This window comes from Gimesia maris (assembly GCF_008298035.1).
Classification (GTDB): domain Bacteria; phylum Planctomycetota; class Planctomycetia; order Planctomycetales; family Planctomycetaceae; genus Gimesia; species Gimesia maris.
The window spans coordinates 4,422,939-4,439,772 of the sequence record NZ_CP042910.1 but is presented as its reverse complement, the minus strand read 5'-3'; the positions used below and the strand labels follow the sequence as shown (position 1 = coordinate 4,439,772).

At 51.0% G+C, this 16,834-nt stretch carries 13 protein-coding genes; all 13 read right to left on the bottom strand.

The annotated features are described in order from the left end of the window. Position 1: 1 nt before the first annotated feature. The 13 genes from GmarT_RS16235 to GmarT_RS16175 all read right to left on the bottom strand — a co-directional run bounded on the left by GmarT_RS16235 (position 2) and on the right by GmarT_RS16175 (position 16,801). Positions 2 to 1,555, bottom strand: a complete 1,554-nt coding sequence (locus tag GmarT_RS16235; RefSeq protein ID WP_044238826.1) for an HlyD family secretion protein — start codon at positions 1,553 to 1,555, stop codon at positions 2 to 4. Positions 1,556 to 1,558: 3 nt separating this feature from the next. Further along, positions 1,559 to 2,098, bottom strand: coding sequence for a hypothetical protein (locus GmarT_RS16230; RefSeq protein WP_002647516.1), 540 nt, complete (start codon positions 2,096 to 2,098; stop codon positions 1,559 to 1,561). A gap of 54 nt (positions 2,099 to 2,152) precedes the next feature. Further along, positions 2,153 to 3,322, bottom strand: a complete 1,170-nt coding sequence (locus GmarT_RS16225; RefSeq protein ID WP_002647517.1) for an ABC transporter permease — start codon at positions 3,320 to 3,322, stop codon at positions 2,153 to 2,155. A gap of 108 nt (positions 3,323 to 3,430) precedes the next feature. After that, positions 3,431 to 3,808, bottom strand: a complete 378-nt coding sequence (locus GmarT_RS16220; protein ID WP_002647518.1) for a hypothetical protein — start codon at positions 3,806 to 3,808, stop codon at positions 3,431 to 3,433. 60 nt (positions 3,809 to 3,868) lie between these two features. Then, positions 3,869 to 5,044 carry a multiheme c-type cytochrome gene (locus GmarT_RS16215; RefSeq protein ID WP_002647519.1) on the bottom strand — a complete coding sequence of 392 codons (1,176 nt, stop codon included), beginning with the start codon at positions 5,042 to 5,044 and terminating at the stop codon, positions 3,869 to 3,871. Continuing rightward, positions 5,041 to 7,188 carry a tetratricopeptide repeat protein gene (locus GmarT_RS16210; protein WP_002647520.1) on the bottom strand — a complete coding sequence of 716 codons (2,148 nt, stop codon included), beginning with the start codon at positions 7,186 to 7,188 and terminating at the stop codon, positions 5,041 to 5,043. Before GmarT_RS16210 ends, GmarT_RS16215 begins: the two co-directional genes overlap by 4 nt. A 202-nt stretch (positions 7,189 to 7,390) precedes the next feature. Next, entirely contained in the window at positions 7,391 to 9,514 is a 2,124-nt protein-coding gene (locus GmarT_RS16205; protein WP_052301264.1) for a neutral/alkaline non-lysosomal ceramidase N-terminal domain-containing protein, read from the bottom strand. Positions 9,515 to 9,681: 167 nt separating this feature from the next. Beyond that, on the bottom strand, positions 9,682 to 9,999 hold the full coding sequence (locus tag GmarT_RS16200; RefSeq protein ID WP_149302967.1) for a peptidase associated/transthyretin-like domain-containing protein: 318 nt from the start codon (positions 9,997 to 9,999) through the stop codon (positions 9,682 to 9,684). 225 nt (positions 10,000 to 10,224) lie between these two features. Then, positions 10,225 to 11,223: a DUF1559 domain-containing protein gene (locus GmarT_RS16195; protein ID WP_002647973.1), complete on the bottom strand. Its 999-nt coding sequence runs from the start codon at positions 11,221 to 11,223 to the stop codon at positions 10,225 to 10,227. Positions 11,224 to 11,454: 231 nt separating this feature from the next. Beyond that, positions 11,455 to 12,318, bottom strand: coding sequence for a DUF1559 domain-containing protein (locus tag GmarT_RS16190; RefSeq protein WP_044239264.1), 864 nt, complete (start codon positions 12,316 to 12,318; stop codon positions 11,455 to 11,457). Positions 12,319 to 12,544: 226 nt separating this feature from the next. Next, positions 12,545 to 12,916, bottom strand: a complete 372-nt coding sequence (locus tag GmarT_RS16185; protein WP_002647975.1) for a cupin domain-containing protein — start codon at positions 12,914 to 12,916, stop codon at positions 12,545 to 12,547. A gap of 196 nt (positions 12,917 to 13,112) precedes the next feature. Next, positions 13,113 to 14,432, bottom strand: coding sequence for a DUF1552 domain-containing protein (locus GmarT_RS16180; protein ID WP_002647977.1), 1,320 nt, complete (start codon positions 14,430 to 14,432; stop codon positions 13,113 to 13,115). A gap of 14 nt (positions 14,433 to 14,446) precedes the next feature. Then, the gene (locus GmarT_RS16175) at positions 14,447 to 16,801 is read right to left on the bottom strand and encodes a DUF1592 domain-containing protein (RefSeq protein WP_002647978.1); all 2,355 of its coding nucleotides are present in this window, start codon (positions 16,799 to 16,801) and stop codon (positions 14,447 to 14,449) included. Between the last annotated feature and the right edge of the window lie 33 nt (positions 16,802 to 16,834).

The following is a 16,834-nucleotide window of genomic DNA, read 5'->3' as shown; positions in this document are numbered from 1 at the left end:
TTCAATTTCCTTTTTGATCGGTTTCGCCGGTGATCAAGATACGTCTGCCCGGTTCAAGATCGGCTGTGGATGACGAAATCAGGTGGCTGGTCATATTTAAACCATTTGTAACTTCGACCAGCGGTCCACTTGAACTGGATTCGGTTTGAATGATTTGTGGTTGAGCCGTGCGAGTCGATTGATCGGCTATCCAGACGATATTTTGCCCCGCTGCATTCTGCTCGATCATATTGCGCGGAATATAAATACGCGTTTCCTCTGTTTCGGCTTCCGCATCTTTTGCAGGTTTCGGAGCCAGAAAAGTGACATCGACCAGCATTTCCGGTTTTAACACCGGGTTTGCAGCATCGATGTCGACTTTGACCTGCAGTGTATTTTTCTGAATGTCGGCTTCGGAACTGATGAAGAGTACTTTACCTGTAACCGACTCACTAAGAGCCGGGTTATTGATCTCAACAGGCTGATCCAGGCTGACTTTGGGAATATCCTCAAAGCGGACATCGACGCGAACCTGCAGCATTTCCGGCTGGTACATGGTGACGACGGTACTACCATCATGGCTTGACATTTGTGTGAGCATGTTGCCGACACTCGATCCAGGATGACCAATCAGCCGATAAATGCGACCAGAGACCGGGGCACGGATCGTCATGCGGTCTAATGTCAGTTTTGCCTGATCCACGGCGACGCGCGCCTGATCCAGGCGTGCAGTGGCTGCCTGGATGATGGCGATGGTTTCATCTCGCGCCTGAGTTTCTTCGGTCAGCAGTTCCAGTTCCTTGCTGAGAGCATCGCAGCGTGACTTCAGGGCTTTGCGTTCTGCCACCAGCGAAACCTGGCGTCCCTCCAGTTCTTCCGCAGCTGCCCGCGCCGATTCCAGTGCCGTCAACGCTTCGTCAACAGCCCGTTGTGAGACTGCTGCTTTGGCTGACAGCCTGCGTTTATAATCGTTCTGCGCAAAATTTAATTCTGACTGAGCGCGACGGACCATGAAGGGAAGGTTTTTCAGTTCGGTTTCAATTTTTGCCAGCTCCGCTTCGGCAGCCCTTAATGTTGCTTCACGATGCACGGGTTGCGCCAGACGTACTTCAGCAGCAGCTAAGGTGGCTTTGGCCTGTTTGAGTTCCGCTTCACGCAGTTTGAGATCCGCAGTGGCAGCGCGCACTGAGAGTGCAGCATCTTCTTTGACCAGTAACGCAATCGGTTCTCCCCGTTTCACTTTCTGGTCTTCGACAACCAGCAGTTCTTCAATGACCCCGGGGGATAATGCAGCGACGCGGACAGGAGTGGGACGCGGCTCCACCCAGCCTGCTGCCTGGAACAAAGGTGTGCCAGCATTCCGAATCGATGCTTGCGTGACGATGACAGGCATAACGGTGACCTGGCGGGGAGGAAAAATAAAATCACGGGCGGCCCAGGTGATCAGCGCCAGAAAACCGAAGATGAGTACACCGGGCAGCAGAAAACGCGTAACAAGCCGCAATCGCGTGTGCCCTCTTACCTGTGAGGGCGCACTGCGATCAATGGCTAACTGTGATAGGTCGACTTGTGACATGGTTTACTTCCGTACAAAAATTCCATTGGCAAATACGGTCAGATTTCCCGCGTCGTCACGTTTGGCTTTACCTTTGACGACAACCGTCTGCAGTTCTTTCAGATTTAACAACTTACGCGCATCTTCATTGATGAGAGTGCCGTCCTGATCTACGACTTTGACCAGCGCCGTTGCAGTCGGGAGTTTGTCTGTTTCACAACAGTAATCCCAGGGTTTTGGACACCCATCGCCTTCAATGTCAGAGCAGGCTTTCAGCGAGTTATCCACAATTGAGAATACAGCTCGACCGTCGACCCAGGGATTTTCGCTGCCACCAATCCGGCCGACCACGACGACTTCAGAGTTGTCTTCTGCGGATTTACGAGCCGCGATTACTTCTTCTGCACCCGTTGGTTCACTGGTGAGCAACACGTCTGAAGTTGTTACCGCTTCGGCAGTATCTGGTTCTGTGGAAGTCGCCTGTTCGGGAGCAGATTGTCCGCATCCCGAAACCAGAACGGCCATAACAACAGAAAATACGAGGGGGGTTACTGAAAAATTCATTCGTTTCAATCCTTTTAAAAAAACAGATACTCGAACACAGTATTCGAGATAGAGTTAAACTGATTTCAAACCATCGACCACAGGTAACCGTAGTGCCCGCAGAGCAGGGGGGATTGCTCCCAGCAGGCCCAGCAGCACGCCGACTCCACTGCCGATTAAAAGTGAAATACTATCGATCTGGAGCGAAAATGCTCCCATCGTAAAACGTACCGCAACTCCGTTAATCAGAAATACGGCAATCAGAGCAGCAATCAGGCTGGCAGCAGTCGACAGCAACACGCCTTCCTGTATCAGGCTGATCACAATTGCGCGGCGTAAAAAACCGAGTGTCTGCAATGTAGATAATTCGCGCGTGCGGCCGACGACTGCACCGTAAAGCGTATTTAAACCGGCAAATACTCCTGCACCGGAAACGAGAAAAACGACCAGCCAGGCCAGCATGCGAATCGGCCCGTAATCTTTTTTCAGCCCCTGGTAATAATTGATTTCACGCAGGGCCTGCAATTCCAGGTCGAGACGTTCCTTGCAGAATAAATCCAGGTCAGGAAAATCGGCGGGCGAGTTCATTGTAACAGCGACCAGACTCAGGTCCTGGCGTTTCATTGCCTGTTGCAGATCATCCAGGCGACACCAGATCTCAGATTCAAATGCGGAATCGGCTGCAGAGAAAGTCCCACTGATCCGCCAGGTACGACCTTCCAGAAGTATATTCTGGCCAACGGCCAGTTGCTGATCAGTGAATCCCAGTTTGGTGGAGACGAGTGTGCCGATCAGCACTTCTCCCGGAGCAGGCCAGCCACCTGATTCCAGTTCCACCTGTCTGCGAACCAGGAGGGCAGACTGTGTGACTCCCCGTACCAGTCCCATGGAAGACTGACCCTGCTCAGGCAGTTCAATCTGCGTTCCCAGGTAGAGTTCCGGCGAGACATACTTACGCTCTTTGAATTCTTTGATTCCAGCGACACTGGCAGCAACCAGTTCACTGCTGCGCATCGGGATGGATGAGTATTCCAGGTTTTCTCCCATGCCCAGTGAAAACAATAACGCGACCTGAGGGTCGCCACTGGCGGTGAGTGAGTGTTCGAGTCCGCGAATAAACCCGATGACAATAAAGACCAGCACGATTACCGTAGTTAATCCTGAGAGTGTCAGCAGGGTGCGCACCGGTCTCCTGAAGAGATTACGGACACCATATTCCCAGGGAATGAGGGAAAACCAGATCATGGAAAATCATTCTGAATGCTTCCGCCGACGCGTCTCAATGGCAGGAGCGCGCAGCAGAATTGAAGCTAAGATCGAGTAACGGGAGCGAATCAAAGATTCAGAATGAAATCAGCACTGAAAGGACATCTGCTGGCAGCGCAGCGTGCGGCCGTAGAGCGGAACAGGTTCCGCGGGAATCGCGAAAATAGTCTGTTCGTCAATAAATGTTGGACTGGAAAGGCTGATGAGCGGTAAAGTGATCCAGTAGGCAGACGTGGTATCGTCGTCAAGCTGCGCGGTCTGTTCCTGAATGGCTCCCGAACAGAGGCATTGACAACAGTCAGATTCAGGAGAGGGGGCCAGCGGTGCCTGTTCCGATTTTGACTGGCAGTGACTGCAGCAGCTGTGTGCCGTGGCATCCGTACCAGCATCGATTTCTGGCATGCAATTGAAAGGGCAAACCAGAATCAGTAGAGATAACAGGATGGGTAATACATTCGCAGTCACAGTATTCCTTTGAAACAAAGTACTAATACATCGTAGTAGCTGGTGTGACGTGTGACAACATCAGTTTGATTTGTTGAGCAGAAATTCCGGAAAGCGTTCCTTGTCACGTTCATGGATACGAATCCAGTGATCCGTGAACGGCAGGTTATCGTGAACCTGAACAGAAGGCATATGGCATTGCAGGCACTCACTTTGCATGGGTTTTTTGGAACAGACCGGAGCATGATCTTTCAGATCGCTATGGCAGTTCAGACAGATCTGCCGATAAAATTCAGGATCTCGACTCGCCTGCTCATGGGGATTGTGACAGGTGGTGCAATCCATGCGAGCCGTTTTTCCATCGGCGAATTTCACGTCATTCTGCTTCAGAAAGCAGGGACTTTGAGACAGACCGACCGGAGCGAAGCGAATCAGCAGTTTATTATCCGGATGGATTTCGTCCGGTTCCAGTTGATCGGATCGGCGATGGCATTCTCCACAACGGTTGATCGAATCGAGAGGCGTCAGCTGATTCCAGTTGAGAATGTGTAAATTCTTGTCCCCCCGTTCCGCGGCCTGAATATGCGCTTCTCCCTCCAGATGACAACGAACACAGGAGACGCCGGCAATCATCTCTTTAGTATTGATTTCTCCCTGGACATCGCCCAGATAGGAAGTATGACAGCCAAAGCAGTTCAACGTGCTGGCATGCGAACTGACTTCACCGAGTGCCTGAATGCCGGACCGGTCATGGGCCAGTTCCTGTAATCCCAGTGTGATACCTAATTTATCAGAGGGGTACCAGGAGACAATATGTTGCAGCAGTTCCGATTTACCCGCTTCATTCGGGAACAGGGAAACGGGAGTGATCGCGTGCAGACCGGAGCCGAAGAACCATTCGATGCGAACCGGGCTGGGATAACCGTCGCACTTCACCCAGAGTTCGTCGTGGTCTTTATAGAAGCGGTAGGTGTGTCCGTTCTCTTTGAGCGTAATCTTCCTACCGGCAAATTTATCCAACACAGACGGATCAGTGGCTTTACGAAGAGTTCTCAAGTGGGGCGCACCGGTGTATTGCTGGCAGACTTTATCGTGACATTCACAACACTGTTTCATTTTGACCGGCTGTACGGTGGCACGCACTTTGGGAATAAACAGGTCAGATTGTTGAGAGCCGTTCAGATACCAGGCCGTTCCTGAAAGACAGGCCAGCAGCAGAATCAGCAGCGGTGGTATCAGTGGCTTGTTTCGGCTCATTGCAGTGTATCCACCATATTCTTACTGGGATTAGCCAGTTGATCGTCAGGATAAAGCTGAATCAGTTGACGAAACGTTTTTTTAGCGCCATCAGGGTCTCCTGATTCCAGCAGGATATGAGCTTTCGCGTACAATGATTCGCTGTCGGTATTAGATAATTCTCTGAGTGCCGCTTCCCAGTCACCTTGGGTATAATGCTGAATGGCACGTTCGATAGTATGTGATGTGCGAAGCGGGTTAGCCGTTTCATTGAGCATCGGTCCTGCGTGGATGAGGTCCACATCGGAGCTTCCCTGGGCCTGGATCAAGACAAATGTTCTGAGAGAACTGGGAGTGTGTAAACCGGTTTCCAGTTTTTCCTGATAGGCCAGTTCTTTCTGACAGAGGATAAACTCTCGGCGAACCGCCGGCGAAGGATAATGTTGCAGCAGAGGATGCAGAACCCTCAATGCAGCGGTATACAACTCCATGGCACGAAAGGTTCGTGCCTGTAACAACGCCGGATGCAGATTTGGCGAGCCAGTCAGAATTCCCCACCAGTCAGAACACTCAGGTGTACCGGATGGATTGGGGAGAGAGTAGTTCCACTGTTTCCGGTTCAGAAAATCTTTGATGGGTAACAAAGCGACAATTTTGGGACTGCTCAATAGCTCCCCCGACCAACCGTAGGGGATGATAGCGGCATCAATCGACATGGGTTGCCAGCGGCTGTTGAGCAGTGCACGAATTGTTTGTGCTTCACCATTGGGAACGAGCAGAAGTTGACAGTTTCTGTTTTTAAGGCGAATCCACCAGCCCCCCCAACTGTTGTCGGCGCGCGGATGTTGAAACTCCCATCCATTGGACAGTTCGGCATTCAGAGTAAGTTCTTGATACAGATGTCCCTGGAGAAGCGCCTGCCGAACGGTTCTGACGGGACGGATTTTGCGATCGGCCTTGATCCAGGTCAGCATGCCTGTGGAAGCGATATCCATTCCGTGCGCGGTCCCCTGATAGTCGACCGGGCCGATGGCTTCTGCCAGCAGTGTAATATCCAATTCGGGAGTAATACCCCAGCCCAGACGTTGTGACTGCCCTGCCAAGGTGCCGGAGGCGGATTTTAAGCATAGAATGAGAATACCGATCACCAGTAATGATCTTCCCATTAAGGGAGAGATGTACCGACTGAATTTCAGCCTGTGAAATGATAGGGGATATGTAGCCAGGCAGTGGCAGGCGAGCAGGGAGATACCGATTACACAGGGGGCCAGACTGTCGTAGTTTGTCCAGGCGGGAATCGCGAACAGGATAAAAGCGATGCTTTCGATCCAGCCTCGACAATTAGTCAGCAGGTAGACCGCCATACCCATTGTCAGGATACTCAACCCGATGGTTTCAATATTCAAACCCGCTGAAAACGTGGGGTGCCAGACTGTCTGCGCGAGCAGTCCCTGATCATAAAATAAGCCGGGAAACAGCTGGATGCACGAATCATAGGGAGTCAACCAGCCTCGCGGCGTGAGCATGATGGCGATAATTGCGAACAGAACGAGCAGTCCCGATTGTTTTGGGAACGATGAATTTCTGGTAGAGATTCCCGGCAGCCAGGGAACACAGGTGACTACAACAATTCCCAGCAGACAAAGCGGAGCCAGGTTGGCCCAGGCCAACAGCGTCAGTAAAACGAGCAGCAATTTTTTTGTATTGGGGGCCTGGGCCCAGCGTTCTGTCAGCAGACAGGTCAGCAGAAGAAACCAGCAGTCGAAGAGCCGCGGCGTGGGTTGCCAGGCAGAGTTGGCAGTCACGAATGACAGCACGACGATGGCAAAAGCAATCCAGTGCAAACGGGCTTCAAACTGTCGCAGGATCGCGTAACCCAGCAAGCCTGCGGCCAGAAACTTAAGCAGCATCAGTCCCGAAATTCCCGCTAACTGCCACGTTAGAAAGAATGGAAGTCCGCCCAGCCAGTCTGCCTCAGCGATGTTCGTGCCTGCAGTCAGCAGGGGGCCCGGAGGGGACAGCTCGGAGAAGACAACGCGTCCCCGGCTCAACTCCCACCAGAAATCTGGTGCCGCGATCGGTGTCAGTACAAAACTGACCGTGATCACGAAGAGCAACACACGGCGCAGTCTCCGGTCGATCATGGAATAGTCGTGTTCAATCATGGGACGCTGGAATCAGAGTGGAAAACGGGATGCGATATTTCAGAATGGTATCTTCTCTTATTATAGAGTCGATATGGGGGTCTGAATATGCTGGAATCCTGTTCGAGACAGAGAATGTGAAATTCCAACGGTGACAAAAAAATCAGCCCGATCACAGAAGCAATCGGGCTGATATTATCAGGATATCTTTTAAGGAAGACTCCTATTTTGCCAGTTTCTGTACTTCAGCATCAGTCAGAACGCGATTGAAGACGGCGATTTCATCCAGGCGTCCTTCCCAGTTAGACTGGTTATCCGTGCGCCCCCCGAAGAAGATCTGATCGAGCATCGGGCCAGCCTTGGCAGATGTCGTCTGCAGATCGATTTCCAGTTTGCCGTTCAGATAGACTTTGAGTGATTTCCCGTCGCGGACCAGGGCCACGTGGTTCCACGTCCAGCGTTTGATGGCCGTTTTGCCTGAATGTAGCTTACGGTCGGCTCCGTTCATGAAGATCAGTTTGCCGGGAAACTCTGTACCGCCGACACCCAGGTGATCTCCGTAAGCGGCCAGCCCATGGTCGGGTCCCTGTGAAAACATCCAGCCGCTGATCTCGCGGGCATCCAGGGGCATGCCATTCCAGAGCCAGAGTGAGATCGTAAACTGATCGCTGAGATCGTTGATGCGAGACTGCAGACGATCCCCGGCGAAGTGGACTGCGCGGTTGGTTTCCCCCTCTTTACAGAATGATTTCGATTTGGGGCCTTCCAGGAAGTAAGCGATGGCCGGTTCATAAAAAGCATCGCGTTGATGACCGGACAGATCGCGGGCACGCGGACCGTTGAATTCATCCAGACGCCAGTATGCGGCTGGTTTGAGCGAGAGAATCGCTTCTGTCGCCGGTCCTCGACTCTGCTGGTAGAATTTGCGACGCTGATTGGTCACTTTTTCCAGCAGTTCCAGATCAGATTCTACAATGCGGGGTTCCGCTAAAACTTCGAGACCAGCAGAACGGGCAGCCCAGGTGTTATAGCCCCCCAGCAGATGCTGTTCAGGAGGAGGAATATAACCGTCGCCCCCATTGGCCAGCTCAATGACCATTGTCTGTTTAAGTGGGCTTTGTCGTTTCAGTTTCAGGCCGGTCAACGCATAGGTTTCATTGGGAGTGGTTGTGATTGCAATATCGCCGATACGAAGCGCCTGCGTGACGATTTCCGTCGACTGGCGTTCGTGCAGGATGACCTGTTCGCGTGCGTAGATTTCTTCCTGGGTTTTAGGGAGACGGTCACCGAGTTCTTTCACGATGCGCTGAGACCACTCCAGCAACTGTTTATTGGGAACGCGATAGTTCATCTGCAGACGGTTTTCCGCCATCTCGATATCAGCATCTTCAAGGTAGTTGATATTCTTGTACGCCTGCATGGTGATTTTGATCAGCCCATCAGAATACTCGTTAATATCATTGGTAATCGCCCATTGATCTTTGGGTTTAGTGTAGTCACGGCGGTAGATGTCACCACTGCAACCATGCGACATGATGGCGACAAACGCGGGTGCATCTTTCACATCTTTTTTGCCCAGTTTTTCCTGCAGTCCATTACAGTACAGGCCGAAGTAGTCAGCAGAGAGCGCTCCATCGCCGAAATAGTGCATGGAGAAATTCGCCAGCAGCGCAATGGGGCGTCCATTTTTCGCGCGGAACGAGATCAACGATAATTCCGGGTCCTCTGGTCCGGATTCACCGACGGCGTTGTCCCAGTTGGTACCGGCGTGCATGGTGGCGCGGACGGTGGGATTGCCGAACGGATCATTTCTGAGTCGATCGGATCGCAGGATCCAGCGTCTGAGTGCCGTGTAGTCGGCAGCGTTTTCTGATCCCCAACCGACTTGGGCGGGTTCCAGGTTCGCTTCCGCGGCAGCGATCGCATCCACCAGTTTCCCTCTGAGAAAGGGGACGTATTCAGGATCGGCGTCGGTTCCCAGGCAGGCCAGGCTGGAAGGGGCCGAGTGAGCATGCGTGGCGGAGATCAGAATATGGTCGGCAGGAATTTTGGTTCGTTGTGCGGCCAGCTTTTTGACTTCATCCAGCAGGGGACGGGGCAGCATGCAACTGTCGACAACGACAATCGCCAATCGTTCTTCTCCGTCAGCAACAACGATGGCGCGGGCGTTGACTTTGGTTTTGACCGTGCTCACGCTGCGACTGGTCATACTGCCGTTGACAAGAACAGGGAATTTGGTGGGAGTAACATCAACAATGGTGGCACCTGCCTGCAGTTCAGCAAACACCTGCGACGGTATCAACAATGCCAGGGCGGCAAGCAGGAGCGGGGCGAGTGGCGATTTCATAAGAGGATCCTTTTTGATGGTCAGCCAATAGAGGTGGGTTTTGATAAATCATCACCGATGATTTGAGTATAACTGTCTGCTTCTCAGAGCGAAACGGAGATAGTTAAAAAAGTTAAGTAAAAGGATTGCCTGAAACATCACCCTGTTCATGAGACAACTGCAGAAGGTTATTTACTTTTTAACTCAAAATCAGCTTCGTTTGTTCCCGCCTGTTCAACGCGGGCGGAAAGACCGCTGGTAGTGCGATCAGAGTATTTAGCTGGAATCTTCATGGTTGATTTATTCTGAGCCTGTTCTGCCAGTGCCATCGCGTTTTCTTCCTCGACGACCGGCGGGGTGATTGTGATTTCGTATGCAGAACCGATGTCAGCTTTAGGAAACGTGATCGAATACCTGCCATTTTCATCCAGGTTCGCGTAGGCGCTTTCCCCGGTTTTGGGAGACGTGAACTGGATGCTGGCTTCTTGCAGGGGAGAACCGTCCATGGTTACGGTCCCCTTAATTTCTACTGTAGGTCGTGAGTCGGGATCACTACCACAGCCTGGTAGGAAAGCCGTCAAGAAGAGCAGGCAGGCGGTATGTTTTAATTGGTTGAATTGATAAAAATGCATGTTTAGTGTCCGGTTGAAAAACAGGTGATTCGATCAAAGAGAATTCTGATCGAATCACGGGATGCTATCGAAATTTCAGGTAGAGAATGAAAAGGGGGCTTACCATTCCCCGACCGTCATGCCGTCATTTCGTGCACACAACTTCTGGATTAGCAGGAGGTCTGTATTGTCGCCCAGGAAGCGAGTTGCACCATCACCCAGCAGCACATGGACTCCGCCGGTGTGATAGGATGTGAGCGGTGTGTTCCAGTCCCATTGGGCATTGGCTTCGCTGCCCGTGGAACTGGGGTTCGGACTGTGAAAAACCGAAGTGACTCCGGTTCCGAATTTATGTTGCATCGGTGAGCCGGCGATCCATTGGGCAACGGTGCCTGCGACACTGGTGCCTGCCCAGCCTGAGGTATAATCGGACCGTCTGAGAACAGGATTGCTGCTGGAGTTGCGTGATTGCTCTCCAATGATGATCGTATTGGAACTGCCGTCGGTGATATCGCGCAAACCACGACATTCGTTGATTAACAGCGTTCCATTGTTTGTCGCGAAACTGTTGTACTGTGTTTCATAAGCGACATTAGAGTTACCGGCGGGATCAGGGTATGCGCCCATGATGCCGACATACATGTGTGACTGTGAACCTTGTCCCAACTCTCCGTTGGCATAGCTGATCGCAGGGTCTGAACTGGACGGGCACATATAGATTGGTGTGATGACTTTGTCTTTGAAGAGCAGGGTGTCGCCGTTATAAGTGCCGCCGCCCCCTTCCCAGAAATCAACGTCAGAACCGGGTCCGGTTTTTGCTTTCTCGTAAATATTGGCCTGATCCATATAAGGCAATAATGCAAAACGCCAGTTGTTCGGCTGGTCATTGGGGTAACGTGAACCGATCGGGAATTTGACGTAGACGTCATGATAATTGTGCAGCGCCAGTCCAATCTGTTTCATATTATTTTTGCACTGACTGCGGCGAGCTGCTTCGCGAGCCTGTTGTACGGCAGGCAGGAGCAGGGCAATCAGAATCGCAATAATCGCGATCACGACCAGTAATTCAATGAGGGTAAAACCAAAGCGGCGCGCTGCGCGCGAAGTAAAAGTATTCATGGAAAACCTTAGGAAAATTATCAGGCAGGAAAAATATCAGGTGGGAAAACAATCACACAAAATGTTTGTAGAACTCATTTTAAGAGGGAATGAAACTTATTGCAATAATATTAAATAAGCAATGTTTATATTTGGGCGTGCCATAAAAAGAGCCACAGGCAGTCCTGTGGCTCTTAGAAGATTGCAATGGTTTCAGCTTAACGACTCTAAGGTCGCCAGGCGGGAAAATGCTTAATATTCGCCGATGACTTCGCCACCATTCTTGGTGGCCAGATCTTCGTAAAGCTCACGATTAATGTTCTCGGAGATAAAACGGACTTTTCCGTCTCCCAGGAGGAAGTGGCATCCACCAGTATGGGTACTGTTGAACGCGTCAGAATCGGTTCCGTTGATCGCCCAGGCAGCAGTAGCGGTTGCATTGGCCATATTATCATGAACGTCATCAATCACGCCCATCCAGACGGCCCCTACATAATTTCCCATGGTTGCAGCCTCACCTACCTGGATGGTATTGCTGGTTCCATCGGTGAAGTCACGCATGCGAGAAGTAACGGCACTGGTGCCAAACGTAAAAGCCTGGTTGGTGGCTTCGTTGGTGACTCCCTTGTAATTGGATTTCCCAAACACTTTGGTTGAGATATCGATATTGATACCACCCATGGGATCAGAAGGGCAGTTGTAGACAGGAATCGTAGCGCGGGCTCCGGTTCCGCCGGTATCAATCAAAGCAGTCGTGGTGTGCCAGATTGCACAGTCTGAGGCTCCATTAGTGTTACAATACTGGTAGAGTGGAGCCTGATCGATGAACGGCAGGATGAAGAACGCCCAGCCAGTGCGGATGTCTCCAGTTCCATCGGAACAACCCGGAGCGGGAACAGTGTTGTAGCCATAAGGGAAGATACGGTGTGTCTCGTGGTAGTTGTGTAATGCCAGCCCGATCTGTTTCAGGTTATTTTTACAGGTGCTGCGACGTGCTGCTTCGCGTGCCTGTTGTACGGCTGGCAGCAGTAATGCAATCAGAATCGCGATGATGGCAATCACCACGAGTAGCTCAATCAGGGTGAATCCCTTCTTACTGTGTACGTTCCTCGACATCAAATAACTCCCCCTTAGAATTTACAGGATTAAAAAGTATTGAAGCTGATATTGGGATGGATGTATTAGAGACTGTGAAATGAGAAGATTTATTAAATAATAGATGAATATCGTACTCAAGATCTAACGGAATACAGGTGGAAAGGTAACAAAATCTTTAAAATATTAATATATAACCTTAACAATGGTTAAAGTATATAGTGTTAATATGTTACAGAAGGGGATTCTATCGTCCACTTTCGGTGTCGATGTAGCATGATTTGAGGAAGTGTGGATTACAGACTACGAAGAAGACCAGATCGTCTTCGCCGATATTAGTGATGCTCTGGTCGGTGTCGGGGGGGATGCGAACTACATCGCCGGGATAGACTTCGGTGGGGGGATAGTCGCCGACTTCGACGAGACCGGTTCCCGAGAGCATGATATAACGCTCAAATGTTCCTTTGAGCCGATGAAAGCGGGTTTTCTTACCCGGTTCCACACGCGCTCGGGCGAGGGAGACTTTTGGATCTTCATCGGGGTGTGACATTTCGAGTATGAAACAGCCTTCTTCGAAAAAATATTCGTCTTCTTCTTTGGGGCGAGTAATGTGATCCATGCTGCTGTTTCCTTTCGTCGCATCAGAGCTCTGTCTGATTCATTATTTCGTTCTAGCTGAAATACCGATTATGACAGAGCCAGTCGAGATCGTCAAAGAACGCAGACAGCGACGGTAAGAAAAAACTGCGTGTTCCTCTACAAGAAAAGAAACACGCAGTTGTGTGATTGTCAATGTAATGCTGCGAGGAATGTAATCAGGTCAGTTCAGAGATGATTCCGTCGCCGCAGAAATTGGGATTCCCGAAGGTTTTGACCCGGTGCCCCATCGCGTGGGCGAAGGACATCAGCAGACGATTGTGTGCCAGGTTTTTGAATTGCAGCGAACGACCCATTTTGAAGTCGAGCCCTTTTCCGATCAGTACCAGGGGCACGTCATTCAGCGTGTGTGAGTTCCCTTTGCCCAGTTCATTGGTCCAGACGATGGTCGTGTTATCAAGCAGTGTACCGTCACCATTGGGTTCAGGCGTCGTGTCGAGTTTTTTCACAAGGTAAGCAAGTTGTTCGCAGAACCACTTGTTGATTTTGATCAGTTTCTTTTGTGATTCTTCATCGCTGTCCGGTTTATGTGACAGTGAATGGTGACCATCGTCGATCCCCAGCCACTTCATCCGTGCCTGACCGACCGAGTTGGTATACTGCAGTGTGGCAATCCGTGCCATATCATTGGCAAGGCTGTTGACCATCAGATCAATCTGCATTTTGCTGGTGACCGGCATATTGTCGTTGTCATTTTTGATGCCGACTTCCTGGATGGGAACTTCGACAGCCAGTTTCTGATCCTGGCCGGCTTTCAGTTCCTGTTCCATTTGTCGGACATAGCTTTCGTGTTCTTCCAGTAACTGGCGATCTTCTTTGCTGAGTTTCGTGCGAACTTTTTTCAGATCTTCGCGTACGTCATCCAGAATGCTGGCAAGACTCTTACGGTCCTTCATGGACCCGTAGATTTTTTCGAACATCTGGTACGGGTCGTCGATGGGGGCAATCGGTTTATTGGAACCGGCGTAGACCATGCGTGTCCAGGGATCAGCGCGATGCGGAACATTCACGCCAAACTCCAGCGAACCGAAGCGGGTACGCGTTTCCTTCTGGCTTTGCAGGAATCGTTTGATTTCCTGGTCGATCGAATTTCCACTGGCCCAGCCGGCGGGTGTGTGAGAGCCCCCCTGAATATTACCGGGCAGTAATTCAATTCCAGTCAGCAGACAACTCATGCCACGCATGTGACTGTCGCCGTCGCCGCGAACGCGGTCGGCAATCCCTTTAATCACCAGCATCTGGTCCTGGTAAGGTTTCAGGGGCTCCATGATTTCTTTGAGTTCAAATTTGTCGCCTGTTTCATCGGGCCAGTAGGCTTTCGGTACGATACCGTTGGGGCTGAACATCACGATGAGACGTTGTTTACGAACACGGGCGTCTGCGGCAAAGCCCAAGCTGGGCAGATGCATGATCAGCGGCAGGACAGCGGTGGAGAGTCCGAGTTCTTTCAGGAATGCGCGGCGGGATTGAAAAGCCATGGTCTGTCTCTTTCTCAGGATTGAGGTTGATGGAGGGAAGCAACCTGCATGATTTCGATCAAAAGCTGTTGTATATTATAGCCGGATTTTTCAAAAATTGTGGTTAATTCTTCACGGATGTTTGGTCCATAAGCATTTATCGGCTGTTTGACCGCCTGGTGGAACAATTGGTCGACAAAGGCAGCGTGCGCCTGATGATCGCTGGCAATAAACTCTGCCAGATCCCGGGCACCGTTAAATCTGGCGGGATCACCCGAGAGGACCGGCAGCTCGGATGAGGCGTCAATGGTTCGGTCGGCTTCTTTTTCTCTATATCGGCCAATCGCGTCAAAGTGCTCCAAGCTAAAACCAAGTGGATTAATGATGCTGTGGCAGGACATACAGGCAGAAGGTTTCGTAATGAGCGCCACTTTTTCACGGGTCGTCATCCCCGGTTTGAAGTCACCGTCTTTGAATTCGGTTGCCTGCGGAGGCGGCTTCAGGGAACGTCCCAGCAGCCTTCGGGTGACAAATACACCACGATGTATCGGGGAACTCAGGTTATGATACGCGAAATTGGCCATCAGGTAAGGGTGGGTAATCACACCAGCCCGTTTGTCCTGGTCGAGGGATACTTTCTGGAAATCCTCGTTCTCAGGCATTTCGACGCCATAAACTTTTGCCAGACGCGGATTGAGATACACATAATCTGCCAGCAGTAACTGACGATAATCTGAGCCACTGTTCCAGACGACATCGTCAATGAACAGGTCGAGGGATGTTCGCAAGTCGGAAACCACCTGCGCGTCAAAATCCGGGAAGAGAGCTTTGTCTTTCGCGAGTTCTTCTTTTTCATCCAGTTGCAGCCAATGATGGAAAAAGTAACGCAGTTTGGCCTGGGCCCTTGGATCTTCAAGCATCCGCTTTGACTGCTGCCTGATCTGTTCTGGTGTTTTCAGACGATTCGCTTTCGCGGCGTCATACAATTGCCGATCGGGCATGGAATCCCATAAGCCGTACGAGAGCCGGGAAGCAATGTCGAAACTGTCCGGCGGATTAAATTCGCGGTCCGTGTAGAGAAAACGGGGAGACTTCAAAATCAGCAAAACAGCGCGCTTCGCAGCAAGTTCTACAGGTAGTTCTTTCTGGAAATGCTGATCGACGAAAAACGCTTTCTGTTCGTCTGTCAGAGGACGTCGAAAGGCCAGTTCCGCAAAACGCTGGCAGAACTGTCTGATTTTTTCGGTTCGGTTTTGATCATCCTGTTTTGTGCCCGCCATCCGATCCAGGTGTTTGATGACGACTCCCATCACTTCAAGCGCTGCGGAGGTCGTGGCTTCGTCCCATGATTTGGAAACTGCAATACCGCGTTCGTAACCCGAGACACTGTCGTCCGGTGGAAAGACGGTAGAGCAGATAAACGTGCCAGGTACCTGTTGTGGTGTCAGGTTTCGCGCCGGGATGACTTCCTGTGCTTTATGAGGCGGTTTCCATTCCAGTACGACGGATGAAGATTTCTCTTTATATTTGAAGACATGTAATTTTAATGTGTAGGGTTTACCTGCCAGCAGACGAATCGTCGCTTTGTGTTCTTTCGGACGTCCCTGAGAGCTGACCCACTCATCGATGATGGGCTCCTGCTCATTCACCCAGAGTCGCGCCCCGTTTTCTGTTTTGAGAATGATTTCGTAGTCACCAGTTTCTTCAGCTAGGACAGAACCTTCCCATTTCATGGAGAATTCTTCGGCGTTTTTGATTTTATCAACGGGTGTTTTGTCACCAAACTGAAAGTTCACGATGGGATCGATGCGTTTTTCAACACGTTTGTCGCCGCGAAAATTACGAGTTGAGTAATACTCGGCCCGTAAACCCCGTTCCTTGGTAGTGGATTTCGCTGTGCCTAGAAACGAAGACATCAAGTCAGACGTAGTATACAGGTACTGCCTGACCGTCATGTGTGATAATTGAACCCGCGCGCTCTGGCTGTTCTCGCCAGCCGTCGAGGTGAAAAAATGCTGCAGGACATATTCGGCTACCTGTCGGGCGGCTTCCCCTTTGCAGAGTTCCGGATCTTCTTCAGGCATGGTTTCTTCGATGAGCATGGTCAGCTCGTCGAGTGTTTTTCTGCCTTGGAAGGGATTCGCTTTGTCAGTCACCCCTTTTCCATTGGTCGCATGACATTCGATACAGAGTTTGCGATAGATGGCCGCGCCTGTTTTGGGATTTGATTCAGCGGCACCAGACGCATTTTCTACGTTGAAGAGAAAACAGCCAATCGTTCCGAGTAGAAAGAGGGCAGAGATCCGACATTGGACAGGACTCGATTGCGGGCTGAAAATCATAAATCGCATCACAGTCTCAGGCAGGAATAATAAGGTGGGATTGCGCATGCTCTTATACAGAGGCTTTGCTGACAGCCCCGC